Raw genomic sequence first — 25,532 nt, 5'->3', positions numbered from 1 at the left:
TCGGCATGACCCGGCCACACCCGGTGGGCGGGTCAGGGCGGCGGGGGTCAGCGGGGCGTCCGGGCGGCCCGTGCGCGGGCGGTCAGTTCGGCCGCCAACGCCCACGCCTCGGTGATGTCCCGGTCCTGCGCCGCAGCGCCCGGCCCGCCCGCCGTGTCGGCGTGCACCGTGGCCAACCGCAGCCGGCGCTGCAACGGTCCCTGGACCACCCGGACGCTCTGGATCCGGGCGTACGGCACCACCACGAGTTGCCGGGTCAGCAACCCGTGCCGGACCGCGAACACCTGTTCGCCCAGCCCGGCACCGAGCACCGGCTGCGCCAACGGGTGCACCCACCGGGCCCGCCGGGGCGGCGGGGGCAGCGTCATGGTGAGGTCCACGCCGGGCAGCACCTCGGCCATGATCCGTTGGGCGGTGCCCAGGTCGCCGACCGGCATGAGCTGGTCCGCCCGGTTGATCGCGTCCGCGTCGGTGGAGAAGCCGGCCACCTCCAGTCGCAGCCGCAGCCAGCCCTTCAACCGCCACAGCAGCGGCCAGGTCACCCCGACCGCCTGGACCCGGTCCAGCGGCACCGTCTGCGCGCGGGTCTCCAGCAGACCGTGCCGTACGCGGAGCCCGGCCTCGTCCCGGCCGAGCTGGAAGTTCCAGTCCGCGAGCACCCGGCGCAGCGGCTGGAGCAGCACGCCCGCCATGGCGGTCAGGGTGCTGGCCACCGCGATGAACGACCAGGACCCCTCGGAGAGGAACTGGAACAGCACGAACGCGAGCCCGAACGGCAGCAGCAGCGCCTGCGGGGTGAGCAGCTGACTGACCAGCAGGTCCCGGTTCGCCACCGAGAGCAGGTGCCGACGGTTCAACTCGACCGGGACGGGCGTCTCGACCCGACCGTCACCGGAGGGCTTCGGCAGTGGCGTACGAGCGGCGAGGCTGAGCAGGCGTTCGCGCAGGGCCACCGCGTCGGCGACCGCGACGTACGCCAGGGGCGCCTCGGTCTTGCCGCCGCCGACCACCTCCAGGCGCAGTTCGGCCAGGCCACTGAGTTGCGCCAGCAGGGGGCGGACCACCTCGACGGACTGTAGCCGCTCCAGCGGGATGGCCCGGGTACGCCGCCACAGCAGCCCCTCGTGGATCCGCAGCTCCCGGCCGACCACGTGGTAACCCGTGTTGTACCAGCTGACCAGCGACAGGACGACGACGCCGACCAGCAGCACCGTCACCAGGGCGGCGTACCAGCCGATTCCCACCCGGCCGAGGGTCTGCCAGGAGAGCGCCGCGATGATCACGACGAGGGAGTTGGCGCCGTGCAGCAGCGGGCTCAGCGGGTGCAGCCGCTTCCGAGGCTCCACGGCCTGCGGCTGGGCGGCCGGTGGCTCGACGGCCTGCGGCTGGGCCGCCGATGGTTCGGTGGGCTGGGGCTGGGCGGCCGGGTTGCCCGGCAGGGGTGGCTCGGTCACCGGCCGTGCCCCCGGTACCCGCGGATGGTCACAGGCCCTCCGCACGGTCTTCGCCGAGGGCGGTGAGCCGGTCCCGGAGCCGGGATGCCTCGGCCGGGCGAAGCCCCGGCACCCGGGCGTCGCTCGCCGCGGCGGCGGTGTACAACTGGACCGTGGCCAGGTCGAAGGCGCGTTCCAACGGGCCGGCGCTGACGTCGACGAACTGCATCCGGGCGTAGGGCACGATCGACAGGCGGCGGACCAGCAGGCCGTGCCGGACCAGTAGGTCGTGGTCGCGTTCCGCGTACCCCCAGGCGTGCACGGCCCGTACGATCGCGAAGACCCGCCAGCCGCCGAGCACCGCGGCCAGTGCGAGGAGGAGCCCGAAGAGCCAGTAGCCGGTGATCGCCCAGGTGATGCCGAGCCCGGCCAGCAGTACCCCCAGGCCGGCGGCGAGCCGCAGCACCTCGACCCAGATCAGATCCCGGGAGACCGGCTGCCACCGTACCGTCTCCGGCCACGGCTCCAGCGGGCTCGTCGGCCCGGCGGGGGCCGGCTGTCCCACCCAGGTCGCGCCCGGGACGCCGGACGTACCGGTGCCGCCGGGAGTGTCGGACCGGTCCGGTCGGACGGGATCGGGGGTGTCGGCGTGACCCGCGTTGTCCGGAGCGGGTGCCGGACCGGGGGTGTCGGGGTCGCTCAACTGGTCACCCCACGTCGCGGGTGGACGCCGCGAACCGGGACACCACTACAGCGGAGATCGCTTCGCTCGCTCACGGGTCGAGCGTAGGCGATCGGTCCATCGATGCCACCTCGCGGAGGAAACCGCGAGCGTCGAGAAAATCGCCGAGACTCTGCCGATGCTCCGTGCAGGCAAGCCAGGTCTTGCGCCGCTCAGGAGCGTGCAACCGGGGATTGTTCCAGCGCAGGGCCCAGATCGCGGGCGCCCGGCAACCTCGTGCCGAACAGACCGGGGTGGTCGGGAGTGGGTCGGAGTCGGTCACCCGGCGAGTGTACGGAGGGCCGCACGCGCGGTGCCGCAGGAGGCGCCCGGAGTCGACACGGGCGGTTGAGCGCCGGGCGACCACGGGGGGAGCCGCCCGGCGACGGCTGAATCGTACACGTCACCCGCCGGGTCGTGTCTACCCACGAGCGACGTTTCATGTTGCCGTCGACGAACTCCGGAGCCGTACCCGGCGTACGAATCCGGCCGCGACGGGGACGGCCACGTGATAAATGGTGTTCTCGCCACCCGGCTTTCCGGCCGGACGTGCGAGGCTTGATGCGGCAGTCCGGCCGAGGGAGGGCGGACTGCCTCGCCGACATTTTCGATCACGCGACCCCGCTGTGGAGGACCGGTGGCCCAGCCGACCACGCCCGACGCCCCGACACCGACCGAATCCGCCACCGGCGGCACCACCACCGGGAGCACCCCGGCGGAGGACGCGACCCTGCTCGAACGCGCGTTGTTCGAGGTCAAGCGGGTGATCGTGGGTCAGGACCGGATGGTGGAGCGGATGTTCGTCGCCCTGCTCGCCCGCGGGCACTGCCTCCTGGAGGGGGTGCCCGGGGTGGCGAAGACGTTGGCGGTGGAGACCCTCGCCAAGGTCGTCGGGGGCACCTTCTCCCGGGTGCAGTTCACCCCGGACCTGGTGCCGGCGGACATCGTCGGAACCCGGATCTACCGGCAGTCGAGCGAGAAGTTCGATGTCGAACTCGGTCCGGTCTTCGTCAACTTCCTGCTCGCCGACGAGATCAACCGTGCGCCCGCCAAGGTGCAGTCGGCCCTGCTGGAGGTGATGTCGGAACAGCAGGTCTCGATCGGCGGCCAGACCCACCGGGTGCCGAACCCGTTCCTGGTCATGGCGACCCAGAACCCGATCGAGCAGGAGGGCGTCTACCCGCTGCCCGAGGCACAGCGCGACCGGTTCCTGATGAAGATCCTGGTGGGCTATCCGACCGACGCCGAGGAGCGCGAGATCGTCTACCGGATGGGGGTCACCGCGCCGGAGCCGGTGCCGGTGTTCAGCCCCACCGAACTGATCGCCCTGCAACGCAAGGCCGACCAGGTGTTCGTACACAACGCCCTGGTCGACTACACGGTACGGCTGGTCCTCGCGACCCGCTCCCCGGCCGAGCACGGGATGCCGGACGTGGCCCAGCTCATCCAGTACGGTGCCAGCCCCCGCGCCTCGCTCGGCATCGTCCGGGCCACCCGGGCGCTGGCGCTGCTGCGCGGGCGGGACTACGCGCTGCCCCAGGACGTCCAGGACATCGCCCCGGACATCCTGCGGCACCGGCTGGTGCTCAGCTACGACGCGCTCGCCGACGACGTACCCGCGGACCACATCGTCGGCCGGGTGATGTCCACCATCCCGTTGCCGTCGGTGGCACCCCGGCAGAACGCCGCGCCGGTGTCGCCCACCCCCGTGCAACCCGTCGCCGCCTGGCCGGGACGGCCGTGACACCTGCCGCCGACCGGGCCCGGTTCCCCGGCGTCGGACCGGCGACCTCCGACGCCACCTCGGGCCGCGCCGAGGCCGTGCTGTCGCGACTGCAACTGCTGGTCACCCGCAAACTCGACGGTCTGCTCCAGGGGGACTACGCGGGCCTGCTGCCGGGGCCGGGGAGTGAGGCGGGGGAGTCACGGGAGTACCGCCCCGGCGACGACGTACGCCGGATGGACTGGCCGGTGACCGCGCGTACCACCACGCCGCACGTGCGCCGGACGGTCGCCGACCGGGAGTTGGAGACCTGGCTGGCGGTGGACCTCTCGGCCAGCCTGGACTTCGGGACCGGGCAGTGGCTCAAGCGTGACCTCGTGGTCGCCGCTGCGGCGGCGATGGTGCACCTGACCGTACGGGGTGGGAACCGGATCGGCGCGGTGGTCGGCAGTGGTGGTGTGGGTGGTGCCTCCCGTACCGTGACCGGCTCGGCCGGCACACGGCCCGGCGTGCTGCGGTTGCCGGCCCGGCCCGGCCGCAAGGAGGCGCAGGGGCTGTTGCGGGCGATCGCCTCCACCGAGATCCGACCCGGCCGTAGTGATCTCGGCGCCCTGGTCGACATGCTCAACCGCCCGCCGCGACGGCGCGGGGTGGCGGTGGTGATCTCCGACTTCCTGACGCCGCCGGAGCAGTGGGGGCGGCCGGTACGCAAACTGGCCGTCCGGCACGACGTGCTGGCGATCGAGGTGGTCGATCCGCGTGAGCTGGAGCTGCCCGACGTCGGGGTGCTCGCGCTGGTCGACCCGGAAACCGGCGCGCTGCACGAGGTGCAGACCGCCGATCCCCGACTGCGGCAGCGGTACGCCGAGGCCGCGTCGGCCCAACGGGCGGCGATCGCCCATCAGCTGCGCGCCGCCGGTGCGGCACACCTGCGGCTGCGCACCGACTCAGACTGGCTGCTGGACATGGTGCGTTTTGTCGCCGCGCAGCGGCACGCACGTACCAGGGGGACGACGCGATGATTCGTTTCTTGCAACCGTGGTGGTTACTGGCGCTGCTGCCGGTGCTCGCCGTCGCCGGGGCGTACGTCTGGCGGCAGTTACACCGTCGCGAGCACGCGATCCGTTTCACCAATGTGGAGCTGTTGCGCACCCTGGCTCCGAAGGGGCTGGGCTGGCGTCGGCACGCGGCAGCGAGCGCCTTCCTGTTGAGCCTGGCGATCCTGGCGACCGCGATGGCGCGCCCGTCGGTCGACACCGAGGAGCCGTTGGAGCGGGCCACCATCATGCTCGCCATCGACGTGTCGCTGTCGATGGAGGCCGACGACGTCGCGCCGAACCGGTTGGAGGCGGCGCAGGAGGCGGCCAAGCAGTTCGTGGGTGAGCTGCCGCCGACGTACAACCTGGGGTTGGTCTCGTTCGCCAAGTCGGCGAACGTGCTGGTGCCGCCGGGCAAGGACCGTTCGGCGGTGACCCAGGCGATCGACGGTCTGGTGCTGGCCGAGGCGACCGCGACCGGCGAGGCGGTCTTCACCTCGCTGGAGGCGATCCGGTCGGTGCCCGCCGACGGTGCGCAGGGCATTCCGCCGGCCCGGATCGTGCTGCTGTCGGACGGGTTCCGGACGGCCGGGCGGTCGGTGGAGGAGGCGGCGGCGGCGGCGCAGGCGGCGAACGTGCCGGTATCCACGATCGCGTTCGGCACCGACTCGGGTCAGGTCGACATCGGCGGGCAGGTCCAGCGGGTGCCGGTCGACCGGATGGCTCTGGCCCAGCTCGCCGAGACCACCCAGGGCTTCTTCTACGAGGCCGCGTCGGTCACCGAGCTGAAGCAGGTCTACCAGGACATGGGGAGTTCGATCGGGTTCCGGACCGAACCCCGTGAGGTCACCCAGTGGTACGCCGGGGCGGCGTTGCTGCTCGCGCTCTGCGCGGCGGCGATGAGTCTGCTGTGGACCTCGCGGCTGCCCTGACGACCATCTCCCGTGGGCCGGCCGGTTCGTGTCGACCGGCTGGCCCCGGAGGGCTGGGTACGGTCAGGGCGTCCCGCTGACCAGGACGAACAGGACCACGACCCACATAGCGGCGAGGGTGAAGCCGACGGGGGCGACAAAACGGTTCATGACTGTGTTCTCCGGTGGCGGCTCAGGCGGCCCGCGCCGGTGTGACCGGACCGGCAGGGGCCTGAGGGGTAGGGACGCGCACACGAAGTCGTGACCGGGCGCTCCACGCACCCCGGCGCCGAGCGGGCGGCGGGGGATCGCACCACACGTGCTGAACCCGGGCGGCGGCCGAGGTTGACGGGCGGTGCGAGGAGCGGGACTGGGTCAGTTCACCGGCAGAGTCGTGGCTCAGCGGGACTGACGAGCGGCCCGGCCACGACTAGGAGGATCGCTATCTCGCACAGCGATCACCTCCACCTGTCGAACCGGACCGGAACGCAAGGATCGTACACCCGTGTCGGCGTGGGGCGAAGTTGGCCGATCGGTGGTGTGGAGTCCTGCCGATCGGCTCAGCCGCGTACGGCTTCTCGGGCTGGTCAACACCGCGGTCGAGCGGGCGCCGCACGACCGGTCGACGAGCCGGCGACCGGTACGGCGCGGGAACCGTGGGGTCGTCCCGGGTTGGTGGGATCCTGCTCGTCGTACCCCGGTGTGAAGGGCCTGATGGCGACAGCGCCCGGGGTGTGTCGTGCCCGGTCTGACCTGGCCCGCGTTACTGCTTACCTGCCGGTAGCGCCTAATCTCCAACCCGCACCATCCGTACGCAGACAAGGGGGAGAGCCCATGGCCCGCACCGTGCTGGTGACCGGGGGGAACCGCGGCATCGGTTTGGCCATCGCGCAGGCGTTCGCCAAGCAGGGCGACCGAGTCGCGGTGACCTACCGGGGCACCGCTCCGGCCGACTTCTTCGGCGTCCAGTGCGACGTCACCGACGCCGCTGCCGTCGACGCCGCCTTCACCGCCGTGGAGGCCGAGTTCGGCCCGGTCGAGGTGCTGGTCGCCAACGCCGGCATCACCAAGGACACGCTGTTGATGCGGATGTCCGAGGAGCAGTTCACCGACGTGATCGACACGAATCTGACCGGGGCGTTCCGGGTCGCGAAGCGGGCGGCCACCAAGATGGTCCGGGCCCGCTGGGGCCGGATGATCTTCATCTCCTCGATCACCGGCCTTTCCGGCAACCCGGGACAGGTGAACTACGCGGCGAGCAAGGCCGGCCTCGTCGGTGTCGCCCGTTCCATCACCCGTGAGCTGGGCAGCCGTAACATCACCGCGAACGTGGTCGCCCCCGGTTTCGTCGACACCGACATGACCGCCGACCTGCCGGAGGAGCGCAAGGCCGACTTCCGCAAGACGATCCCCGCCGGGCGGTTCGCCTCCCCGGACGAGATCGCCGGCGTGGTCACCTGGCTGGCCAGCGACGCTGCCGGGTACGTCACCGGTGCGGTCATCCCGGTCGACGGTGGCCTCGGGATGGGGCACTGAACCCGGGTACGGCCAACCATTCCGATCACGTCGGGTCACCGACTCCGGTCCCATCAAGCAACCAACCTTTGGAGGAGCTACACGTGTCTGGACTCCTGGCCGGTAAGCGGCTGCTCGTCACCGGCGTCATCACCGACCAGTCGATCGCATTCTCGGTGGCGAAGCTCGCCCAGGAGAACGGCGCGACGGTCGTCCTCACCGGGTACGGACGGCTCTCGCTGGTCGAGCGGATCGCCAAGCGGCTGCCCGAGCCCGCGCCGGTGATCGAGTTGGACGTGACCAACGCCGAGCAGTTGGCCGGTCTCGTCGACCGGGTCCGCGAGCACGTGGACGGGCTGGACGGGGTGGTGCACTCGATCGGGTTCGCACCCGCGAGCTGCCTCGGCGGCGGTTTCCTCGACGCCCCCTGGGAGGACGTGGCGACGGCGCTGCACGTCTCGACGTACTCGTACAAGTCGCTGGCGATGGCGGCGTTGCCGCTGATGGCGCCGGGCGGGGCGGTGGTCGGGCTCACCTTCGACGCGACCAAGGCGTGGCCGGTCTACGACTGGATGGGTGTGGCCAAGGCCGGGCTGGAGTCCGCCTCCCGCTACCTGGCGCTGCACCTGGGGCCGAAGGGCATCCGCAGCAACCTCGTCTCGGCCGGACCGCTGCGCACCATGGCGGCGAAGTCGATCCCCGGTTTCGAGCAGTTCGAAGATGCCTGGGCGGAGCGGGCACCGCTCGGCTGGAACCTGACCGACCAGGAGCCGGCGGCGCGTGCCTGCCTGGCCCTGCTCTCCGACTGGTTCCCGGCGACCAGTGGTGAGGTCGTGCACGTCGATGGCGGTTACCACGCGCTCGGCGCCTGACTGGTGAGGTGGGGCCCCGTGTTACCGCGCTCGCTATAGCCCGGGGTCCTGCCGCGCCGGAAAGACGGCGGGGGAAGAATATCCTTCATGGCGTACGAGGCACTGCTGCTGGTGGGGTTCGGTGGTCCGGAGCGGCCCGAGGACGTGCTGCCGTTCCTGGCGAACGTGACCCGGGGGCGCGGCGTACCCCCGGAACGGTTGGCCGAGGTCGCCGAGCACTATCAGCACTTCGGCGGCGTCTCCCCGATCAACCAGCAGAACCGTGACCTGCTCGCCGCGATCCGCGCCGATTTCGCCGCCAACGGGGTCGACCTGCCGGTCTACTGGGGCAACCGGAACTGGCACCCGATGCTCGCCGACACCGTGGCGCAGATGCGGACCGACGGGATCGGCACCGCGCTCGCCTTCGTCACCAGTGCCTACGGTGGTTACTCCTCGTGTCGGCAGTACCAGGAGGACCTGGTTGCCGCCCGTTCTGCGGTCGGCCCCGAGGCGCCCATGATCGACAAGCTGCGCCAGTTCTGGGACCACCCGGGTTTCGTCGAGCCGCACGCCGACGCGGTCCGGGCCGCCCTGGCCACGCTCGACCCGGCCCGGCGGGCCACCACCCGCCTGGTCTTCACCGCCCACTCGGTGCCGACCGCGATGGCCGCCGCCGCCGGGCCGCAGGGCGGACGGTACGAGGCGCAGTTGCGTGAGACCGCCGCGCTGGTCGCCGCTGCCGCCGCCCCGGACCTGGGCTACGACCTGGTGTGGCAGAGCAGGTCCGGCCCGCCGCACGTACCGTGGCTGGAGCCGGACGTCAACGACCACCTGGCGGTGCTCGCGGCCGACGGGGTCAGCTCGGTCGTGGTCAGCCCGATCGGCTTCGTCTCCGACCACCTGGAGGTGGTGTGGGACCTGGACACCGAGGCCGCCGCCACGGCGAAGCGGCTCGGGCTGGACTTCGCCCGCGCCGGCACCCCCGGCACCGACCCCCGGTTCGTCTCCATGGTCCGCGAACTGGTCATCGAGCGGGTTAACCCGCCGGATACGTCGCCGCGACGTCGCCTCGGTACGCTCCCGGTCTGGGACACCTGCCCTGCGGGTTGTTGCGTGCCGGTGGCCCGGCGTCCCTGACAGGTCGCCCGGCGTCCCTGACAGGTCGCCCGGCGTCCCTGACAGGTCGCCCGGCGTCCCTGACAGGTCGCCCGGCGTCCCTGACAGGTCGCCCGGTGTCCCTGACAGGTTCGGGGGACGCACACCACCGCCCCGGCGGCTGGTGACAGGCACGATTCCCGCTCCGGCGGGCCGGGACCGGGTCGGTCGAGCTGGCGTAGCGAGGGGATGGCATGAGGGAACGAAAGCCCGTGCAGAGCTGGCTGACCGACATGGACGGCGTGCTGGTGCACGAGGGACAGCCGGTGCCCGGCGCACCGGAGTTCATCAACCGGCTGCGTGCCTCCGGCAAACCGTTCCTGGTCCTGACCAACAACTCCATCTACACGCCGCGTGACCTCCAGGCCCGGCTGGCGCGGATGGGTTTCGAGGTGCCCGAGCAGGCGATCTGGACCGCAGCCCTGGCCACCGCCCAGTTCCTTGCCGACCAGCGCCCCGGCGGCACCGCGTACGTGATCGGTGAGGCGGGGTTGACCACGGCGATGCACGCGGTCGGTTACATCCTCACCGACTTCGCGCCCGACTACGTGGTACTGGGGGAGACCCGGACCTACAGCTTCGAGGCGATCACGAAGGCGGTCCGACTGATCGAGGCCGGCGCCCGTTTCATCTGCACCAACCCGGACGTGACCGGCCCTTCCAACGAAGGGTTGTTGCCCGCCGCCGGGTCGGTCGCGGCGATGATCTCGAAGGCGACCGGGGTCGAGCCGTACTTCGTCGGCAAGCCGAATCCGATGATGATGCGGTCGGCGTTGAACACCATCAACGCGCATTCCGAGTCGACCGCGATGATCGGTGACCGGATGGACACCGACATCCTCTGTGGACTGGAAGCGGGGCTGGAGACGATCCTGGTGCTGACCGGGATCAGCAACCAGGCCGAGGTCGAGCGTTACCCGTACCGGCCGTCGCGCATCATCAACTCGGTGGTCGACCTGATGGACGAGATCTGACCCGTCGCGTGGCGGGCCGGCCGACGCGGGTCAGTTGGTCAGCGGGGCGTTGCAGGCGGCCACCAGGGCACGTCGGCAGGCGACCGTGAGTGGTCGCAGTGCCGCGTCCCGCTGCTGTACCTCGTAGGTGTTGACCGCGCCGCCCGGGGCCACGTGCTCGGCGAGTGCGAGCACCTGGTCGAGCACGCTCGCCCGGGCGAAGAGCCGGCGCGCCCGTGGGTCGAAACCGGGCGGCAGGTCGGTGCCGCCGTCCGGGCGGCGCAACGCGGCCAGCGCCCCGGCGAGTTCGGGCCGCCAGTGGGCCACGTCCAGCCGGGTCAGCGCGGCGGTCGCCTCGGCCAGGGCGGTGGCGAGGTCGGCTTCCGCCTCGGCCGGCCCGGGGTGGTGCGCCAGCGATGCGACCGGTGCCGCCTCGGGCAGCGGGTAGACCCGCCAGAGCACCGTCTCGAAGGTCATTCCCGAGCCGGAGGTGTGCAGCCGTACCTCCGGGATCAGACCCATGTTGCCGGCGATCACCGCCTCGCCCGCGAGTAGCGCCGCACCGGCGAACGCACCGGGGCCGGGTAGGCCGCGCGGGTCACCGGGTGCGGGCAGCACCAGCCGGATGTCGTCCGGGGAGAGCTTCGACAGGGTGGGCAGGGCGTCGGCGAGCGGCACGTCGGTCCAGGTGCCGGGAGCGTCGGCAACGAGGTGTTCCTCGTCACCGGCCACCTCGTCGGCAACCTCGTCATAGGGCACCAGCCCGGCGCGCCATGCGCGTACCCAGGCCACGAACCGGCTCGACCGGCGCGGCGCAAGGGTCGCCGCGCCCGTTGCGGGGGACATGCAGGCAAGGGTACGTGTTCACCGCTGCCGTGTCTCGGGTGCCGGCGGGGCGCGGCGCGTCTGCTTCACCGATCACCCGAATCGGGTTAGCGTCGCGCCATGGGGAGGATGTACGGCGAGGACGTACTGGCAGGGAACTGGCGGCGACGCAAGGCGGTGCCCGAGGTCGACGCCGAGCCGGACCTGGTGGTGGAGGATGCCGACTCGGGCTTCTGTGGCGCCGTTGTCGGGTTCGAGTCCGGTGCGGTGGTGCTGGAGGACCGGCACGGCCGGCGGCGCAACTTCCCGTTGCTGCCTGCGGCGTTCCTGCTGGACGGCTCGCCGGTCACGCTGCGTCGGCCGGCGCCCGCGGCGGTCCCGGCCGCCCGGCGGCGGACCGCCTCCGGTTCGGTCGCCGTCGCCGGGGTACGTGCCCAGGTGGCCAAGGCGAGCCGGATCTGGGTCGAGGGCATCCACGACGCCGCCCTGGTGGAGCGGATCTGGGGCGACGACCTGCGGATCGAGGGTGTGGTGGTGGAGCCGCTGGACGGCATCGACGAGCTGCCCGCGCGGGTACGCGAGTTCGGCCCGGGGTCCCAGCGGCGGCTCGGTGTGCTCGTCGACCACCTTGTCGCGGGTTCGAAGGAGAGCCGGATCGTGGCCGGGGTGACGTCTCCGTACGTCCTGGTGACCGGGCACCCTTACGTCGACGTCTGGCAGGCGGTGAAGCCGGCCCGGCTCGGTATCCGGGCGTGGCCGGTGGTGCCACCGGGGCAGCCGTGGAAGGAGGGGGTCTGCGCGGCGCTCGGGGTGGCCGAGCCGGCACAGATGTGGCGGTTGATCCTTTCCCGGGTGTCGAGCTACCAGGACGTGGAGACACCGTTGATCAACGCGGTCGAGCGGATGATCGACTTCGTTACCGTACCGTCCTGACCTGGGAAAAACGTCGGCCGTTTGACTCCAGGGCCGAGACTGACGTCCATGCGTACCGGGCTGGCGTCCGCTGCTCGTCGGTGCCACCGCGTACCTCGTACCGGTCCCGGTCGGCCTGCTCCTGGCGGTGGCGCTCGGCTGGGCCACGGTCGAGGTGCACGCACCTGCCGCCGAGGTGCTCCGGTCCGTCGCGCTCCTGGTGGTGCTCGTCCTGCTGTACGAGGCACTTCCCGAGGAGCTGCTGTTCCGTGGCTACCTCTATCGCAACCTGGTAACCGTACCGCCGGGCGTTGATCACCGTCGGCGTGCTGGCCATTCGTTACCTGCACGGTGAGCCGGCCGTCGACCAGGGCGCCCGTGAACCAGACCCGGTCAGCCCGGCCCCGCAGGTGTCGTGAGTCGCCGCCGATTCAGTCGAGCTGGTCCGGATGGCGGGTGAAGACGAAGGTGGCGATGTCGAGCGCCCGTACGGTCCCGTCCGGGTTCCGACGTACGGTGAGGATCTCCCCGTCGTTCATCCCGGACCGGCCGCGCCACCGGTCGGGCTCCAGCCGGGCGAACCGCCACGGCGCCGCCCCGGCCGGCCGGAGCAGGGTGAAGAGCAGTTCCCCCGCTTCCCCGTCCCAGCCGACCTCGAATTCCCGAGCCATGAACCACCAGCGACCGGTCAACTCGGCCACCGCCGGCTCGGGCAGCGCGTCGGCCGGCCGCCACGTCCGGACCGGGTCCGGCTCCTGGTCGAGCACCTCGGTCAGCAGTTGTCGGGTCAGGGCGCCGATGGAGCCGTCGCGGAACCCGTACGCGTTGGCGAAGGTGACCACCGCGGTCCGGGTCGGCCGGTGCACCAGCATGCCGGCGACGTAGCCGGGCATCGAGCCGCCGTGACCGACGTAGACCCGTTCACCGCTGCGGTGCAGCTCCAGGCCGAGACCGTGGCCGGAGGTCCACGAGTCGAGGTCGTTCATCACCACCGGCGCGCACATCTCGGTCACCGTCTCCGGGGCGAGCAGGGCCGGGTCGGGGTCGGCCAGGAACGCCGCCCACCGGGCCAGGTCGGCGGTGCTGGCCCAGAGCTGCCCGGCCGGGGCCATCGCACCGGTGTCGGTACGCGGCTCCTCGCGCAGGGTGCCGTGCCAGGGGTGGACCACATAACCGAGGGCGTACGGCGCCTCCGGCTGGTACGACGTCCGGGTCAGGCCGAGCGGGCCGAGGAACCGCTCGCGCAACAGGTCCCACCACGACTGCCCGGTGAGCCCTTCGAGTACGCCGCCGAGCAGCCCGTACGCCAGGTTCGAGTAGTGGAAGACCCGGTACGGCGGGTGGGCGAGCTTGGCCGGGGTCAGCCCGGCGAGCAGGGTGCCGAGGTCGGTCCCCTCGGTCCGTTCCCACCAGCCGTCGCTCTCCGGTTCGCGTTGCAGGCCGCTGGCGTGCCCCAGTAGTTGGCGCAGGGTGACGGTGCCGACCGGGGTGCCGGGCAGGTGCCGGTCGAGCGGGTCGTCCAGGGCCAGTCGTCCCTCGTCACGGAGCCGGAGGACGAGCGCGGCGGTCATCGTCTTGGTGATCGAACCGATCCGGTACTGGGTGCCGGGGTCCGGCGGCGGCTCGCCGGCGCTGGTGACGTGGGCCAGCACCCCGTCCCGGACCACCCCGGCGACGAGGGTCGGCACCGCCGCGCTCGCCTGGGTCTGCGCCACGAGGGTGTCGAGACGACGGGTGGTGTCGAGCAGCAACGCCATGGCGACGGCCCTCTCGGTCGACCGGGTACGGCAATCGGTGATCTTACCTATCCAGGCGGTTTCCACTGGTCGTCGAAGCGTGCGCCACCGTGACAGGATCGAATGGTGGAACCCCTCCTCTGGATCGTTCTCGGCGTCGTGCTGCTGGTGGCCGAGGTCTTCACCACGACGCTGTTCCTCCTGATGTTCGGTGTGGCCGCACTCGTCACGGCCGGCGCGGCGGCCCTCGGCGCGCCGCCGCTCGCGCAGGTCCTGGTCTTCGCCCTCGTCTCCGCGCTGACCGTGGTGGCGGTACGACCGGTGATCAGACGACATCGGCGCTCCGCCTTGGAGAGCGGCGAGCGGCCGTTCGGGGTGGAGGCGATCGAGGGTGCCGACGCGCTGGTGCTGGAACAGGTCGATACCGCGCACGGCGCGGTCAAGATCGAGGGCGAGGTCTGGTCGGCCCGGTCCTACGACGCCAGCCAGGTGTTCCTACCCGGCGAGCGGGTCCGGGTGATCGAACTCAAAGGTGTGACCGCCATGGTCTGGCGGGACGATTCTTCAACCGATACGTCTTCGGATACGAAAAGGTGAGCGGTATGGATGTGGCGATCGCGGTGTTGTTCGCCGCCGTGGCTCTACTCGTGGTGATCACATTCGCCAAGGCGGTGCGGATCGTGCCGCAGCAGCGGCAGGACGTGGTCGAGCGGCTCGGTAAGTACAAGCGGACCCTGCAGCCCGGGCTGAACCTGCTGGTGCCGTTCATCGACGCGGTCCGGACCAAGGTCGACATGCGTGAGCAGGTGGTCAGCTTCCCGCCGCAGCCGGTGATCACCTCGGACAACCTGGTCGTCTCGATCGACACGGTGCTCTATTTCAAGGTGGTCGACTCGGCGAAGGCGACCTACGAGATCTCCAACTTCCTTCAGGCGATCGAGCAGCTCACCGTCACCACGCTACGCAACGTCATCGGCTCGCTGGATCTGGAGCGGGCGCTGACCAGTCGCGAGGAGATCAATCGCCACCTGTCCGGGGTGCTCGACGAGACCACCGGCCGGTGGGGCATCAAGGTCACCCGCGTGGAGATCAAGGCGATCGAGCCGCCGCCGAGCATCCGGGACTCGATGGAGAAGCAGATGCGCGCGGAGCGGGACCGTCGTGCGGCGATCCTGAATGCCGAGGGGCAGAAGCAGTCCCAGATCCTCACCGCCGAGGGGCAGAAGCAGGCCGCGGTGCTGCGGGCCGACGGTGACCGGCAGGCCCGCATTCTTGAGGCCGAAGGTCAGGCCAAGGCCATCCGGACCGTCTTCGACGCCATCCACCAGGCCAATCCGAGCCAGAAGGTGCTGGCCTACCAGTACCTCCAGGCGCTGCCGCAGATCGCCAACGGTCAGGCCAGCAAGATCTGGGTGGTACCGGCCGAGTTGACCAAGGCACTCGAAGGGTTGGGCGGTGCCCTCGGCGGCCTGGCCGGGATGGCCGGTGACGCGCCCGCTCCGGAGGCGTCGAGGACCGCGAGCGACGTCGAGCGCGAGGCGGCCGAGGCGGCCCAGGCCGCGGCTGCGGCGGCCCAGGAGGTGCACGACCAGGTACGGGCGGCCGAGGCGCAGGTGACGTCCTCCTCCGGCGCCAAGGGACTGCCCGCTCCCGAGCCCGTCTCGCCGGCCAGTTTGCTCGACGAGACCAGCACGGATCCGGACCGTACCGAGCGGTATTGATCGATCGTGGTGGCCGTGCCTCGGGGTTGTTCCACCCGGGGTACGGCCACCACGCGTGTGTGGTTCAGCCCTGCTTCAGCCCTGCGCGGCCTGGCGGTCGAGCTCCGCGCCGAGCGCGTTGAGCAGGTCGCCCGTACCCTGCTCCCGGTCTGCCGGCTTGTCGTGACCGTCGAGGAATGCACCGTATTCGGTGAGGACCAGTCGGGTGCCGGTGCCCTCGGGGCGGAACTCGATCGTCGCCAGCGAGACCGAGATCCGGTCGTCGCCCAGGTGCATGTCGTAGGTGTAGACGATCCGTTCGTTCGGCACGATGTCCTGGTAGAGGGCGTTGTAGGAGTAGGTCGAGCCATCCGCCAGCGGGGCTCGGCTGGTTTCCCTGCCGCCGACAGCGAAGTCAAGGTGGTACTCGGACGCACCGGACCCGTCGGGGTCGCCGAACCAGCGGGTCTTGACGCTGGGGTCGGCCCAGGCGGCGAAGGTACGGGCGGGCGACGCGGCGTACTCGCGTTCGATGACGAAGCTCGCGTGGGTGATCGACCGTTGGCTCATGGTCCGCTCCTGTCTGATGGCTTTGCGGAATGTTCGTCCGGCTCGTCGGGATGCTCGGCGAGGTAGTCGCCCAGTCGGTCGAGGCGCCGTTCCCAGCCTCTGCGCCGATCGGTGATCCACTGCTCGAACTGGCTGAACGCCGCGGGTTCGATGCGGCAGGTCCGCACCCGCCCGACCTTCTCCGACCGGACGAGCCCGCTGGCTTCCAGCACCCGGAGGTGCTGCACCACCGCCGGCAGCGACATGGTGAGCGGCCGGGCGAGTTCGCTCACCGATGCCGGCCCTCGGCTCAACCGCTCCACCATGCTGCGGCGGCTCGGATCCGCGAGCGCGTGGAACATCAGGTCGAGCTGCCGATCGAGTTGGTTAAGCACTCGCTTAAGTATTGTCCCGCCTACGACTTTGTCAACCAGACGTGCCGGTCCCGGCTGACCCTGCCGAACGTGGCGGCGCCGGTCGCGGTCGTGCCGGTCGTACGGAAAAACGCGAAGCCCGGCGCCGCCCCACTCGGCTTTGCCACGATCGGGCTAGAGCCGAGCGGTGACCAGTAGGCCGAGCGTTCGTGCGGAACCTTGACACGAAGTCCGGCGAGTGGAGCGAGGTGACGCATGAGCCACGCGATGAAGCCCAAGCGACCGGTGAAAGGCTCTTCGCCCGTACCCCGGCCATCGGCCCAGCCGGCCCGGCCATCCGGCGGATTCCACCTGCTGCCCTTCTTCGAGGAAGGGTCCGAGCCGGAACCGGCAACCGACACCTCCTGGGCCTGGACCCTGCGCCGGTTCGCCCGAGGCGCGGTCTGGATCCTGCCAGGATCAGCCCTCCTGTACGGCATCGTCACGCTCATCGGCGACGGTCCCGCTCCGGTCTCGGCCGACGGCCGTTCGTTCCCCCTGGTGCTATGGGCGATCGCGATCTGGCTCGGCCTGCTGGCACTGATGGCAGTCACCGGACTGCTGGTCACCGCACGCAGCCGGGGGACCGCGACGGCCGGGCTGCTGGCGGCCCTGGCCGGGGCGATGCTGATGCTGCCCTTTGCCGGGCTGCCCGAAGGCACCACGGTGTACGGCGGAGCCGGACGTGCGTTCGCCCTGACCGGCGCCAGCCTCTACACACTCGGCTGGCTGTTGGCCGGCTGGGCGGTGCTGCACTCCGGCGTTTTCAGCTACTCCGACGGGTGGTTGCTGATGTTCGCCGCCCCGCTGGTCGGGATCGCCGGGATGTTCGCCGGCCTGTTGCAGACCCTCGGCGCGTTCCTCGTACTGGCCGCCGGACTCGGCGTGGCCTGGCGAGCCGGCCGCCTCGTACCCACCGTCGGACGGGCTCGGCTTGTACGCGCCATCGCCGGCGAGACCGAGGTGGTCGCCGCCAGCGTCACCCCCGGCAACCAACTCGCCGGCCCCTGACGGCGCGGTACGGCTCCCGTCGTCGCCTGTCCCAAGCCTCTGTCCGATCTGGATCCACGGCAAGCAACCGGGGCGGGTGACCCCGTGCGGGTGTGGTCGAACGGGTGCGCTAAGGTTCTACCTGTTGCCGACGCGGGGTGGAGCAGCTCGGTAGCTCGCTGGGCTCATAACCCAGAGGTCGCAGGTTCAAATCCTGTCCCCGCTACAAAGGAAAGTGCAGGTCAGAGCCCGTCCCCGAATTTCTGGGGGCGGGTTCTTGATTTTCATTCCGGGCACAGTCCGGGCACACGAAAAAACCGAGGCAACCCGGGATAGCGGGACGTGGATCGTTCTCGCATTTGCTACCGAGGTAAAGATTAGTATCTTCCGATGTTCGGGTGGCCGTGTTCCGCGCATCCCTCGGGTCCTGGTCGGGCGAGCATCGATCCTTTGGTTGTGTTGATCGGACTGTAAATATCGACGCTCATGGCGGTTCTTGGGTGGGGTGGGCCTTGGTGCCATCGGCGTCATGTGCTGCGGCGGGGCATGCCCGTGCTGGCGGTCGACCCCCAGAGTGCTCTGACCGGTTTGACGCCGAATGTGGATTTTCGTGTCTCTGTGGATGGCGGAGTGGACGGGTGCGGTTCTCGGCCTTGACTGTGACGGCGGTCACCTTGACCCGGGCGCGCGGGGTGCTGTCGTTCTACTCCAGCTTTCGCAGCGGGCTCGCCCGCTCGCTGAGAGAGTTGCCATGCCTATCGAATAGCGGTAGATTTCCATCGTGGTTCGATCGAAGGAGAGACGATGGGAAAGCTGACGGTGCTCGCGCTGCGGGCCGTCATCGTGGCGCTCCTCACCGGTTCGCTTTACCTGCAAGTCGTGATGGTGGCCTCCAATGCGGTGCAGCTTGACGAAGGCCTCGCAGCCGGGAACAGTCCCTATGTCGTGATCGCCATCGTGATCCTTGGCCTACTGACCTTTCAGGTCATCCTGGTCTGTGTTTGGCGCCTCGTGACCATGGTGAAACGGGGAACCGTGTTCTCCCACGCGGCTTTCCGCTATGTCGACATCGTGATTGGCGCGATCCTGGCAGCCGCTGTCCTGGCGGCGGCCCTCGTGATCATCCTGGCCCCCGGCGAGGGTGACACCCCTGGAATGCTCCTCATCATGGGCGGAGTCGTCGTGGCGATCCTCGGCGCTGCTCTCATCGTGCTCGTGCTGCGGATGCTCCTGGCCCAAGCCGTCGCCCGCGACGCTCAGGCCGCGCACCTTGAGGCCGAACTCGATGAGGTGGTCTGATGCCCATCATCGTCGATATCGATGTCATGATGGCCAAACGCAAGATCTCCGTCAGCGGGCTAGCCGACCTCATCGGAATCACTCCCGCCAATCTAGCCGTCCTCAAGAATGGCCGTGCCAAGGCGGTGCGTTTCACCACTTTGGAAGCACTATGCGAAGCCCTCGAATGCCAGCCGGGAGACCTGCTGCGCTGGGAAAGAGACAGCGATGATTGAGGTCCGGGGACTGACCAAACGCTACGGCAGCATCCTGGCTGTCGACGACCTGAGCTTCGACGTGGAACCCGGAAAGGTGACCGGATTCCTCGGCCCGAACGGTGCCGGCAAGTCCACGACGATGCGGATGATGCTTGGCCTCGACCGGCCCACCTCGGGGCAGGCGCTCATCAACGGAAGACCGTTCGCGACCTTCGCCGAACCGCTGCGGGAAGCCGGCGCGCTCCTTGATCCCAGCTTCATGCACCCGGGACGGACCGGGCGCAGCCACTTGCGCATCGCGGCCAAGACCAACGGCATTGCGATGCGCCGGGTGCAACAGGTCATCGAACAGGCCGGGCTCACCGGTGCTTCTGGCAGACCCATCAGAGGGTACTCGTTAGGAATGCGCCAGCGGCTCGGCATCGCCGCCGCACTACTCGGCGAGCCACGGGTCCTGCTGTTCGACGAACCCATCAACGGCTTAGACCTCGACGGTGTCCTGTGGATCCGCGACCTGCTGCGCCAGCTCGCCGACGAAGGCCGCACCGTATTGGTGTCCAGTCATCTGATGAGCGAGATACAGCAGACCGCTGATCGCTTGCTGGTCATCGGCCGCGGCCGCCTGATCGCGGACGCGACGACGCAGGACATCCTGAACGGGCTGGGAAACCGCCAGGTGCGTGTCCGCACCCCACAGCCGGACCTCTTGTCCAGCCGGCTAACCGAGCAGGGCCTGACCGTCGAACGCGTTGACCCACATGAACTGAAGGTCGGCAACAGCACCGCCGAGGACGTTGGCAATCTGGCGCACACCTTGAATGTCGCCGTGCACCACCTGTCCGAAGTTCACCAATCCCTCGAAGACGCCTACCTCGAGTTGACCAACGGCAGCGTGGAACACCACAGCCTTAAGGAAACGCCATGACGGCCACCACGATCGTCTCCGACCGCGATGACTTGCGCCCCAACGTCTCCATCGGACGGATTTTCGCCAGAACGTGTGCGGCCGAGTGGGCCCGGCTGTGGAGCGTCAAAGCCACCTGGTGGTTCCTTGCCGCAGCGGCATTCGTGATGCTGGCTCTTGGCACTATTGCCGGTTTCGAGTCCGCGGCCCGCCCGGCGGAATTGCCCAGCCAGTCGGCGTGGACAGAGGTCCGCTTCATTGCCCTGCCAGCACAGTTCGCCCTCTTGAGCCTCGCGGCAATCACGGTGACCGCTGACTACGCCACCGGTGGCATCGTGCCAGCGTTGCAGTGGACGCCGCGCCGAACGGTCCTGTTCCTCGCCCGCTCGCTCGTGACCGTCGCGACCGCCACAGGGGCCGGAGTGGTGCTCGCCGTGATGGCGGCACTGACCGCGTTCATGACCGCCAGTTCCGCGCTCACCCTGCAGCTCAACGAGTTTCCGGCTTTCGTCGGCACGGTCGCTGCCGTTTTCGCTGCTGGAGCGACGATCGGGGCCGGGATCGGTTTCGTGCTGCGCAACACAGCCGGGGCACTGGTCACCATGTTTCTCCTGATGCTCGTCCTTCCGCAGGTGCTACGGCAATTCGGCACGTTCACCTCCGCGATAGCTGAGATCCTGCCCGGCTCCGGCACGATATTCATCATCACGCGGCAAGTGCCAGGGATGACAATGACCTCCTCGGTCGCGGTCCTCCTTGCCTGGGGCATAGGCGTCGCGCTGCTCGGCTGGTTACGGCTGCGACGCACCGACGCACACCGATGATCGCCCGCAACGGCACCGGTGTGGGTGTCCAGCAGCGGTAGAAGGCCAGCTCGCCGTCGCTGATCCGGCGGCGCACGAGCAGGCTGTGGCAGTCGCCGGCCTCGCCGGCCGGTGGGCTGATGGTGATCCACGCCGAGTCGTAGTCCCGCTCACCGCACGGGCGGCGTCGCGGGTGGGCCAGGCCCGCCGGTCGAGTAGCTCGGCTTTGATGGTGGCGAAGAACGATTGGCCGCCGCCGTGCCCACAGCGGTTCCAGGGCCTCGCCGATCTGTTCGTCCGCGACCGACCCCAACGGGCGGGCCTCACCGATGCGCTCGGCGGTCTTTCCGACGCCGGTCGCGTAGCTACGGACCGTGTTCGGGTTGCGGAGCACATCCCCGCGTCACGTTCTTATTGCGTCCGCCCGTCGACCGAGCGCCAGAAGTCGCGCAGTACGTCCGCGACCCGCCCGGACCGGTCGAACATCCACCAGTGCCCCATACCATCGAGCCGCTCCACCCGCGCGTCCAGCCGGTCGGCCACCTCCCGGGACCACTGCTCGTTCTCGACCGCGTCCGCCGTGGCGGTAAGCACCAAACCTGGCGCGACGGTCGGCCCAGTGAGCGCGTCGCCCCAGTCGGCGCCTACGTTTGGCCGAGCGGAGCGGTATAGGCCAAGAATGCAGCGGCTCATCAGCTCGTCGTGCGCCGCTGCCATCCGCACCGCCGCCTCCAGCGGCACACCGAGGCTGACCTGAAACGCGATCGAACCGTTCGGGTCATCCGGCGCGGCGTCGCGCCGGGCCGCCAGGACCTGCTCCCCGGTACCCGGCTCCCACAGGCTCACCGCGTACGGATGCCACTCGTAGTCCGGGTGGAAGACCCCGGCCACGTCCACCGCCCAGCTGCGCAACTCGACCTCACCCAAGGTCGCCACCCGCAGCGCCAGCAACGCGCCCCAGTCGTGCCCGACCAGATTCACCGGCTCGTCGAAGCGCCGCAGCTCGTCGACGAGCCAGGCGACATACCCGTCCTTGTCCGGCACGAATCCCTCCGGCACGGGCACCCCGAACCCGGGAAGCTGTAACGCCATTGACTCGACGTCGAGCTGTGCGCGCAGGTCGTCCCAGACCCGGGATGTCTCGGGTACGCCGTGCACGAAGATCACCTTCATCCTCATCACCTCACTCTCACCCTAAGTAATCGACGCTGGTCAGCGCTGGTCGGCCCTTGACGGTACAGTGCTACTTGGTCACCCACTCGGCGCCCGGCTCCCAAGACCCGCCCGCAGCACCTCACCGTGCGGGCCGAGGCTTACACACTGGGAGACGCCGCCTGGGCGGAAGGCGGACGGACTGGTCCGGACGAAAAAACACGAGGTAGCCCGGTATGGCAGAGAGTCGATCTGCTGCGCGGTTGCTTGTCGGGTTATAGTCCAACTCCTTCGATGTCCAGGACGGTTCGCCCCACTGTCCGCTGCGCCCCCGTCTTCAAGGGTATCGATCAAATTTGCCGATGATTCGGACGCAGCTCCGGATATGTGGGCAGCACGGGCGATGTTCGCCCCACCGGCCGACGACCTCACCGGCGATCCACCCGTCCCCAACCTCCTACTGCGGGCGATGAACCATCTTGTCGTCGCTGGCGATGTCGCACCCGGTATCAGTAGTCGGCCCGGTCTGGCCGTGGAACCTGATGACAGGTACGGGCGGCACGAGAGCACTGTCCGGCGCGACGGCCCAGGGCGTCATCGCGGATGCCACCCGGACGGGCTTGACTCCTCGCTCCGTACGGGCTGCACCTTCGACGCCGACGACAACATCACCGGCGGAAGCTGCCCGGCGCAGCAGACCAAGGACCACGAACTCGCCGACAGCCCGCTCGCCGACTACGGCGTGAAGGGGGTGGAGAACGCGTACCTCTCCACCGGTCTGTCCGGGATCGCCGGCGTGTTGATCACCTTCGCCCTCGGTGGTGGCCTTTTCTGGCTGACCCGTCGCCGGGGCACCCGCGCCGGGCCGGAACTTGGTGCGGCGGCTACCACGTCGGCCGCCGCTGTTTCGGGGTGCTGACTTTTGGGGGATCGGAGTTGAGGATCGCGCCGATGGTTGGAGCGAACTTTCTATTAGGAGGGCGGCCTTGCCGGGCCGTGTCAGGGACGCCTCGACGTCGCGGTAGCCGCAGAGTGAGGCGATGCTCGCGGCGGACTTGCGCCTCCTGGTAGCGGTGACGGTCGTCGTCGGTCTCCAGCAACAGGGCGGGTATCCGGGTCAAGCCGGGTGGGTCCCCGAGAGGGCCCACCCGGCGCAGTGTTGTCAGCTCCCGCGGATCTCGGTGGCGGCGGCGACCAGGTGCCGCAGTGATGCCTCGACCTCGGGGTATCCACGTGTTTTGAGGCCGCAGTCGGGGTTGACCCAGAGGCGGCGGGCGGGGACGGCCGCGACGGCTCCGCGTAGTGCGTCGACCACCTCGTCGTGGGTGGGGACCCGGGGCGAGTGGATGTCCCAGACGCCGGGTCCGACGCCTCGGTGGTAGCCGATCGCGGCGAGGTCGTCGAGGACCTCCATTTTCGAGCGGGACGCTTCGATGCTGGTCACGTCCGCGTCGAGGGCGTCGATCGCGGTAATCACCTCACCGAACTCGCTGTAGCAGAGGTGGGTGTGGATTTGGGTGTCGTCGGCGACGCCGCTGGTCGCCAGGCGGAATGCGGCCACCGCCCAGTCCAGGTACGCCTTCTGATCGGCCTTGCGTAGCGGCAGTGTCTCCCGTAGCGCCGGCTCGTCCACCTGGATGACCCCGATCCCGGCCGCCTCGAGGTCGCGGCACTCGTCTCGCAGAGCGAGCGCGACCTGGTCGGCGGTGTTGGCCCGGGGTTGGTCGACGCGGACGAACGACCAGGCGAGGATGGTGACCGGGCCGGTGAGCATGCCCTTGACGGGCTTGCTGGTCAATGATTGGGCGTAGGTGGACCACGTCACGGTCATCGGCGCCTTGCGGGTCACGTCGCCGTAGATGATCGGCGGGCGTACGCAGCGGGAGCCGTAGGACTGGACCCAGCCGTGGTCGGTGGCGGCGAACCCGTCGAGCTGTTCGCCGAAGTACTGGACCATGTCGTTGCGTTCCGGTTCGCCGTGCACGAGCACGTCCAGGCCCAGCGCTTCCTGAAGCCGGATGACGTGCTGGACCTCGGCGCGCATCCGTTCGGTGTAGCCGGCGTCGTCGAGGGTGCCGGCGCGCAGTGCGGCGCGGGCCTTGCGCAACTCGGCCGTCTGTGGGAAGGACCCGATCGTGGTGGTCGGCAGGTCCGGCAACCCCAGCCGTTCCTGCTGGCGGGCGGCCCGGTTGGTGTAGTCGCCGCGCTGCCGGTCGGTGGCGTCGAGCGCGGCGAGTCGGGCCCGGACGTTGTCGTGCCGCCACACCGCCGGGGCGGGCGGCAGAGGTGCGGGCAGGTGCGTGGTGCCGTCGCGTAGCGCGCGTCCGAGCAGGACGACCTCGTCTACCTTCTGCCGGGCGAACGCGAGCCGCTCGTACAGTTGGGGGTCGAGGCGGGTCTCGGCGGACAGGTCGACCGGGACGTGCAGAAGCGAGCAGGACGTGGAGACGGCTACGTGGTCGGCGAGCCCGGTGACCGTCGCCCCGGTGGTGACGGCGGCGCGTAGGTCGGTACGCCAGATGTTGTGGCCGTCGACCAGGCCGGCGACGATGGTCTTGCCGCGCAGCGGGCCTGCGGTGGCGAGCCGCTTGAGGTTGCCCGGTCCGGCGGCCAGGTCCAGTCCGACCGCCTCGACCGGGGTGTTCAGCAGGGCAGGTAGGGCGTCGCCGAGCTCGCCGAAGTAGGTGGCCACGAAGATCTGCGGCCGATCGGCGATCTCACCGAGCCGGGTGTAGGCATGGTGCAGGGCGTCGATCTCGGCGGCGGTGCGGTCGGCGACGTAGGCGGGCTCATCCAGTTGCACCCACGCCACGCCCGCCTCCGCGAACGTGGTGAGGATTCCGGAGTACGTCTCGACCAGCTCGTCGAGGCGGGCGAACGGATCGTCGCCCTTGGCCAACAGCAGGAAGGTCGCCGGCCCAACCAACACCGGGCGGGTGTTGATGCCAAGGTCGCGGGCCTCGGCGTACTCCCGCAGTGCCTTCGCCGGGTTCGCGGCGAAGACGGTACCCGCGCTGATCTCCGGCACCAGGTAGTGGTAGTTCGTGTCGAACCACTTCGTCAGTTCGAGGGCCGGCTCGGCGTCGACACCCCGGGCCATAGCGAAGTAGGTGTCCAACTCGGACAAACCCAGGCGGGCAAACCGGTCGGGAATTGCTCCAACGGCGACCGCGGTGTCGAGCACCTGGTCGTAATAGGAGAAGGTGTTCGACGGGATCGAGTCGAGGCGGGCGTCACGCAGCGTCCGCCAGACCTCAGCCCGCAACGTGGCAGCGATGTTCTCCAGGCTGTCGGCGTCGATGGTGCCGGCCCAGTACGCCTCAACGGCCTTCTTCAGCTCGCGATTCGCGCCGACGCGCGGATAGCCGAGCACGGTGCTCTGACCAAATGCGGTGGTGCTCACAGGGGGTCCTTCCCTCGAAGTGCCCGGCGGGCACGGGAGAGGGGAAGACAGGGCACAGCGAGGTGCCGTCTCTCCGCCCTGGCCCTCCCGAGGGACCGCCGGCGGCGCACACCGGGCGGCGTGCGCAGCGCTGGCAGGTCTTCGGACTCGTGGGCATGACACAAGGTCGCCTACTGGCCGTCGCTTCCCAGACCTTCCGGTCCAGTGCTTGTTGACGGCGGTCGTTCCCACTCACCGCTGCGGGGCAGTCCCGGTTTTCCACCGGGTTCCCTCTTACGACGCCCGACCTGTGAGGGTCGGGCGAACCAGCACCGCCCACCATCGTACGGGTCCCACAACGGTTTACG

General features: G+C 69.8%; 27 protein-coding genes, 1 tRNA gene and 1 riboswitch. Of the genes, 17 read left to right on the top strand and 11 right to left on the bottom strand.

Going from position 1 to position 25,532, the window contains the following annotated elements; genetic code table 11:
• Nucleotides 1-47 precede the first annotated feature (47 nt).
• The 3 genes from ACIBF5_RS00325 to ACIBF5_RS00315 all read right to left on the bottom strand — a co-directional run bounded on the left by ACIBF5_RS00325 (nucleotide 48) and on the right by ACIBF5_RS00315 (nucleotide 2,437).
• Nucleotides 48-1,454 (bottom strand): PH domain-containing protein, encoded by a 1,407-nt coding sequence (locus tag ACIBF5_RS00325; RefSeq protein WP_396806548.1) that lies wholly within the window; start codon nucleotides 1,452-1,454, stop codon nucleotides 48-50.
• 28 nt (nucleotides 1,455-1,482) lie between these two features.
• Nucleotides 1,483-1,998, bottom strand: a complete 516-nt coding sequence (locus ACIBF5_RS00320) for a PH domain-containing protein (RefSeq protein WP_396807324.1) — start codon at nucleotides 1,996-1,998, stop codon at nucleotides 1,483-1,485.
• 208 nt (nucleotides 1,999-2,206) lie between these two features.
• Entirely contained in the window at nucleotides 2,207-2,437 is a 231-nt protein-coding gene (locus ACIBF5_RS00315; protein ID WP_396806547.1) for a hypothetical protein, read from the bottom strand.
• 354 nt (nucleotides 2,438-2,791) lie between these two features.
• Here ACIBF5_RS00315 and ACIBF5_RS00310 point away from each other — a divergent pair, with 354 nt between their 5' ends.
• The 7 genes from ACIBF5_RS00310 to ACIBF5_RS00280 all read left to right on the top strand — a co-directional run bounded on the left by ACIBF5_RS00310 (nucleotide 2,792) and on the right by ACIBF5_RS00280 (nucleotide 10,323).
• Complete coding sequence (locus ACIBF5_RS00310; RefSeq protein WP_396806546.1) at nucleotides 2,792-3,898, top strand: AAA family ATPase; 1,107 nt, start codon at nucleotides 2,792-2,794, stop codon at nucleotides 3,896-3,898.
• 77 nt (nucleotides 3,899-3,975) lie between these two features.
• Nucleotides 3,976-4,899, top strand: coding sequence for a DUF58 domain-containing protein (locus tag ACIBF5_RS00305; RefSeq protein ID WP_396807322.1), 924 nt, complete (start codon nucleotides 3,976-3,978; stop codon nucleotides 4,897-4,899).
• The gene (locus ACIBF5_RS00300; RefSeq protein WP_396806544.1) at nucleotides 4,896-5,846 is read left to right on the top strand and encodes a VWA domain-containing protein; all 951 of its coding nucleotides are present in this window, start codon (nucleotides 4,896-4,898) and stop codon (nucleotides 5,844-5,846) included. The genes ACIBF5_RS00305 and ACIBF5_RS00300 overlap by 4 nt, the downstream gene beginning before the upstream one ends.
• Before the next feature lie 813 nt (nucleotides 5,847-6,659).
• Nucleotides 6,660-7,361: a 3-oxoacyl-ACP reductase FabG gene (fabG, locus tag ACIBF5_RS00295; protein ID WP_396806542.1), complete on the top strand. Its 702-nt coding sequence runs from the start codon at nucleotides 6,660-6,662 to the stop codon at nucleotides 7,359-7,361.
• 83 nt (nucleotides 7,362-7,444) lie between these two features.
• Complete coding sequence (gene fabI, locus ACIBF5_RS00290; protein WP_396806540.1) at nucleotides 7,445-8,212, top strand: enoyl-ACP reductase FabI; 768 nt, start codon at nucleotides 7,445-7,447, stop codon at nucleotides 8,210-8,212.
• A gap of 87 nt (nucleotides 8,213-8,299) precedes the next feature.
• Nucleotides 8,300-9,331 (top strand): ferrochelatase, encoded by a 1,032-nt coding sequence (locus ACIBF5_RS00285; protein WP_396806538.1) that lies wholly within the window; start codon nucleotides 8,300-8,302, stop codon nucleotides 9,329-9,331.
• Nucleotides 9,332-9,543: 212 nt separating this feature from the next.
• Complete coding sequence (locus ACIBF5_RS00280) at nucleotides 9,544-10,323, top strand: HAD-IIA family hydrolase (RefSeq protein ID WP_396806536.1); 780 nt, start codon at nucleotides 9,544-9,546, stop codon at nucleotides 10,321-10,323.
• A 30-nt stretch (nucleotides 10,324-10,353) separates the two neighbouring features.
• Here the strand turns inward: ACIBF5_RS00280 and ACIBF5_RS00275 are convergent, their stop codons facing one another.
• Nucleotides 10,354-11,148 carry a hypothetical protein gene (locus ACIBF5_RS00275; RefSeq protein ID WP_396806534.1) on the bottom strand — a complete coding sequence of 265 codons (795 nt, stop codon included), beginning with the start codon at nucleotides 11,146-11,148 and terminating at the stop codon, nucleotides 10,354-10,356.
• A 99-nt stretch (nucleotides 11,149-11,247) separates the two neighbouring features.
• On the opposite strand from ACIBF5_RS00275, the gene ACIBF5_RS00270 reads away from it, so the two are divergent.
• Nucleotides 11,248-12,060: a DUF3097 domain-containing protein gene (locus ACIBF5_RS00270; RefSeq protein ID WP_396806532.1), complete on the top strand. Its 813-nt coding sequence runs from the start codon at nucleotides 11,248-11,250 to the stop codon at nucleotides 12,058-12,060.
• On the opposite strand, the gene ACIBF5_RS00265 is transcribed toward ACIBF5_RS00270, so the two are convergent.
• Together ACIBF5_RS00265 and ACIBF5_RS00260 are read right to left on the bottom strand one after the other, a co-directional pair.
• A complete protein-coding gene (locus ACIBF5_RS00265) occupies nucleotides 12,044-12,376 on the bottom strand; it encodes a hypothetical protein (protein WP_396806530.1) in 333 nt (110 codons plus the stop codon). The genes ACIBF5_RS00270 and ACIBF5_RS00265 overlap by 17 nt on opposite strands.
• A 94-nt stretch (nucleotides 12,377-12,470) precedes the next feature.
• Nucleotides 12,471-13,796: a serine hydrolase domain-containing protein gene (locus tag ACIBF5_RS00260; RefSeq protein WP_396806528.1), complete on the bottom strand. Its 1,326-nt coding sequence runs from the start codon at nucleotides 13,794-13,796 to the stop codon at nucleotides 12,471-12,473.
• A gap of 105 nt (nucleotides 13,797-13,901) precedes the next feature.
• Between ACIBF5_RS00260 and ACIBF5_RS00255 the strand changes: the two genes are divergently transcribed.
• Both ACIBF5_RS00255 and ACIBF5_RS00250 read left to right on the top strand, forming a co-directional pair.
• The gene (locus ACIBF5_RS00255; RefSeq protein WP_396806526.1) at nucleotides 13,902-14,372 is read left to right on the top strand and encodes an NfeD family protein; all 471 of its coding nucleotides are present in this window, start codon (nucleotides 13,902-13,904) and stop codon (nucleotides 14,370-14,372) included.
• A 5-nt stretch (nucleotides 14,373-14,377) separates the two neighbouring features.
• Complete coding sequence (locus ACIBF5_RS00250; RefSeq protein WP_396806524.1) at nucleotides 14,378-15,496, top strand: SPFH domain-containing protein; 1,119 nt, start codon at nucleotides 14,378-14,380, stop codon at nucleotides 15,494-15,496.
• 75 nt (nucleotides 15,497-15,571) lie between these two features.
• Here ACIBF5_RS00250 and ACIBF5_RS00245 read toward each other — a convergent pair whose 3' ends face one another.
• Genes ACIBF5_RS00245 through ACIBF5_RS00235 form a run of 3 tightly spaced genes read right to left on the bottom strand, consistent with a single transcriptional unit; the run spans nucleotide 15,572 to nucleotide 16,655 of the window.
• A complete protein-coding gene (locus ACIBF5_RS00245; RefSeq protein WP_396806522.1) occupies nucleotides 15,572-16,045 on the bottom strand; it encodes an SRPBCC family protein in 474 nt (157 codons plus the stop codon).
• Nucleotides 16,042-16,419 (bottom strand): ArsR/SmtB family transcription factor, encoded by a 378-nt coding sequence (locus ACIBF5_RS00240; RefSeq protein WP_396806521.1) that lies wholly within the window; start codon nucleotides 16,417-16,419, stop codon nucleotides 16,042-16,044. Before ACIBF5_RS00240 ends, ACIBF5_RS00245 begins: the two co-directional genes overlap by 4 nt.
• A gap of 20 nt (nucleotides 16,420-16,439) precedes the next feature.
• Entirely contained in the window at nucleotides 16,440-16,655 is a 216-nt protein-coding gene (locus ACIBF5_RS00235; protein ID WP_396806519.1) for a hypothetical protein, read from the bottom strand.
• On the opposite strand from ACIBF5_RS00235, the gene ACIBF5_RS00230 reads away from it, so the two are divergent.
• The 6 genes from ACIBF5_RS00230 (at nucleotide 16,654) to ACIBF5_RS00205 (ending at nucleotide 20,651) form a co-directional block, all read left to right on the top strand.
• Nucleotides 16,654-17,448 (top strand): hypothetical protein, encoded by a 795-nt coding sequence (locus ACIBF5_RS00230; RefSeq protein WP_396806518.1) that lies wholly within the window; start codon nucleotides 16,654-16,656, stop codon nucleotides 17,446-17,448. The two genes, ACIBF5_RS00235 and ACIBF5_RS00230, sit on opposite strands and share 2 nt — an antisense overlap.
• A gap of 131 nt (nucleotides 17,449-17,579) precedes the next feature.
• A tRNA-Met gene (locus ACIBF5_RS00225) sits at nucleotides 17,580-17,653 on the top strand.
• A gap of 578 nt (nucleotides 17,654-18,231) precedes the next feature.
• Nucleotides 18,232-18,726, top strand: coding sequence for a DUF2975 domain-containing protein (locus ACIBF5_RS00220; RefSeq protein ID WP_396806516.1), 495 nt, complete (start codon nucleotides 18,232-18,234; stop codon nucleotides 18,724-18,726).
• Nucleotides 18,726-18,941, top strand: coding sequence for a helix-turn-helix domain-containing protein (locus tag ACIBF5_RS00215; protein ID WP_396806514.1), 216 nt, complete (start codon nucleotides 18,726-18,728; stop codon nucleotides 18,939-18,941). The genes ACIBF5_RS00220 and ACIBF5_RS00215 overlap by 1 nt, the downstream gene beginning before the upstream one ends.
• A complete protein-coding gene (locus ACIBF5_RS00210; protein WP_396806512.1) occupies nucleotides 18,934-19,848 on the top strand; it encodes an ABC transporter ATP-binding protein in 915 nt (304 codons plus the stop codon). Before ACIBF5_RS00215 ends, ACIBF5_RS00210 begins: the two co-directional genes overlap by 8 nt.
• Nucleotides 19,845-20,651: a hypothetical protein gene (locus ACIBF5_RS00205; protein WP_396806510.1), complete on the top strand. Its 807-nt coding sequence runs from the start codon at nucleotides 19,845-19,847 to the stop codon at nucleotides 20,649-20,651. Before ACIBF5_RS00210 ends, ACIBF5_RS00205 begins: the two co-directional genes overlap by 4 nt.
• 390 nt (nucleotides 20,652-21,041) lie before the next feature.
• Here ACIBF5_RS00205 and ACIBF5_RS00200 read toward each other — a convergent pair whose 3' ends face one another.
• Nucleotides 21,042-21,803: an alpha/beta fold hydrolase gene (locus tag ACIBF5_RS00200; RefSeq protein ID WP_396806508.1), complete on the bottom strand. Its 762-nt coding sequence runs from the start codon at nucleotides 21,801-21,803 to the stop codon at nucleotides 21,042-21,044.
• A 382-nt stretch (nucleotides 21,804-22,185) separates the two neighbouring features.
• Between ACIBF5_RS00200 and ACIBF5_RS00195 the strand changes: the two genes are divergently transcribed.
• Nucleotides 22,186-22,701 (top strand): PDGLE domain-containing protein, encoded by a 516-nt coding sequence (locus ACIBF5_RS00195; protein ID WP_396806506.1) that lies wholly within the window; start codon nucleotides 22,186-22,188, stop codon nucleotides 22,699-22,701.
• 243 nt (nucleotides 22,702-22,944) lie between these two features.
• On the opposite strand, the gene metE is transcribed toward ACIBF5_RS00195, so the two are convergent.
• Nucleotides 22,945-25,185: a 5-methyltetrahydropteroyltriglutamate--homocysteine S-methyltransferase gene (metE, locus tag ACIBF5_RS00190; protein ID WP_396806504.1), complete on the bottom strand. Its 2,241-nt coding sequence runs from the start codon at nucleotides 25,183-25,185 to the stop codon at nucleotides 22,945-22,947.
• A 114-nt stretch (nucleotides 25,186-25,299) separates the two neighbouring features.
• A riboswitch (cobalamin riboswitch) is annotated at nucleotides 25,300-25,510 on the bottom strand.
• Nucleotides 25,511-25,532 lie beyond the last annotated feature (22 nt).

The organism is Micromonospora sp. NPDC050417 (assembly GCF_044458865.1).
GTDB lineage: Bacteria > Actinomycetota > Actinomycetes > Mycobacteriales > Micromonosporaceae > Micromonospora_G.
Note: the sequence above shows the minus strand (reverse complement) of the source record. Positions and strands in the feature narration are given on the sequence as shown.